Annotated in this window: 2 protein-coding genes; one reads left to right on the top strand and one right to left on the bottom strand. The window is 62.5% G+C overall.

Going from position 1 to position 1,351, the window contains the following annotated elements:
* The first annotated feature begins 162 nt into the window (after window positions 1–162).
* A complete protein-coding gene (locus EOA27_RS36685) occupies window positions 163–1,077 on the top strand; it encodes an NAD(P)-dependent oxidoreductase (protein ID WP_126082177.1) in 915 nt (304 codons plus the stop codon).
* Window positions 1,078–1,082: 5 nt separating this feature from the next.
* Here EOA27_RS36685 and EOA27_RS36680 read toward each other — a convergent pair.
* Window positions 1,083–1,351 (bottom strand): DUF1638 domain-containing protein (locus EOA27_RS36680; RefSeq protein ID WP_127258745.1); only part of this gene is annotated, 269 nt, incomplete at its 5' end.

Genomic DNA, 1,351 nt, shown 5'->3' with positions numbered 1-1,351 from the left:
ATGAGGCCGAGAGCGGCAAAAAGCAGGCGAGGGGTCATCAAATCGTTTCCTCAAATCGATGGCTGGAACAGTTCTTTTCGTCACTGGCGTACAACTTACCGGTTCGCGATCGTCTGTCATCCGTGCTTAACAGCGTGGGCTCGGAAAAATGGTGTTCGATCGATGCGGATCTTGCTCACGGGGTCGTCAGGCTGGCTGGGCAGCGCGCTTCAGCCACGACTGGAAGTGCTCGGCCATGAGGTGGTCGGCCTCGATCCGGTTACCTCGGCGCGCACGCAGGTCGTCGGCTCGGTCGCAGACCGCGAGCTGGTCTTCGAAACTGTCCGCGACAATCGCATCGAGGCCATCATTCACAGCGGCGCGCTGCACAAGCCAAACATCGAGCACTTTGAGAACAGCGCCTTCGTCGCGACGAATGTGCAAGGCACGCTCAACCTGCTCGACGCGGCGGTTGCCTGCGGCGTCGAGCGTTTCGTCTTCACCTCGACGACGTCGCTGATGATCTCGCAGGCGATCCGCGCCGGCTTCCAGCGCGGCGCGCGCAAGGCCGCCTGGCTGACGGAGGAGATGTCGCCGGAGCCGCGCAACATCTATGGCGTGACGAAGCTTTCCGCTGAGCATCTCTGCCGTCTTTACCATATCGAGCACGGGCTGCCGGTGGTGGTGCTGCGCACCGCGCGCTTCTTTCCCGAAGCGGACGACATGGCGCACGCCATCGAACAGTCCGACGCCAACACCAAGGCCAACGAATTGCTGTTTCGCCGGCTGACGGTGGAGGATGCCGCGGAGGCTCATGTCGCGGCGCTGGAGACAGCTCCGCTGCTCGGGTTCGACACGTTTATCATCTCGGCGCCGACTCCGTTCCGGCCGCTGGACTGCGCCGAGCTCATCGCCGACGCGCCATCGGTTGTCGCGCGCTATTTCCCGGATTATCCCGGGCTCTATGCGAGGAAGGGCTGGACGATGTTTTCGTCGATCGACCGCGTCTACGATCCCTCGCGGGCGGGGGAGCGACTCGGCTTCGTCTGCAAGACAAGTTTCGCCGATGTATTGGCGGCGCTCGAAGCGGAGGCGTGAAGCCGTCAGGCGCCGGTTGCCACCCGCGCCAGTTCGCTCGTCAGATCACCATAGCCAGTCCGGCGGCGCTCGTACGCGAGGCCGAGCATAACCGCAGCCTTCTCGGCGACCTTGTCGAGTTCCGGATCGTCGGTCTGGGCAAGATAGATCAGCTTCCCGTAATTGCCGAAATAGTCCTTGATCAGCTCGGGATGCCGGTCGAGGCCGAGCGGCTTGATGAAGAAGGCCTCGAACTGGCGGCAGAGGAAGTCGGTCATGTAGAACGACATCATGT

The sequence above is a fragment of the Mesorhizobium sp. M2A.F.Ca.ET.037.01.1.1 genome (assembly GCF_003998075.1).
Lineage (GTDB): Bacteria > Pseudomonadota > Alphaproteobacteria > Rhizobiales > Rhizobiaceae > Mesorhizobium.
This window is presented reverse-complemented; position numbering and strand designations above follow the sequence as displayed.

Coding starts and splice junctions, on each gene's coding strand:
- EOA27_RS36685 (WP_126082177.1), top strand. CDS start 163: ATGCGGATCTTGCTCACGGGGTCGTCAGGCTGGCTGGGCAGCGCGCTT.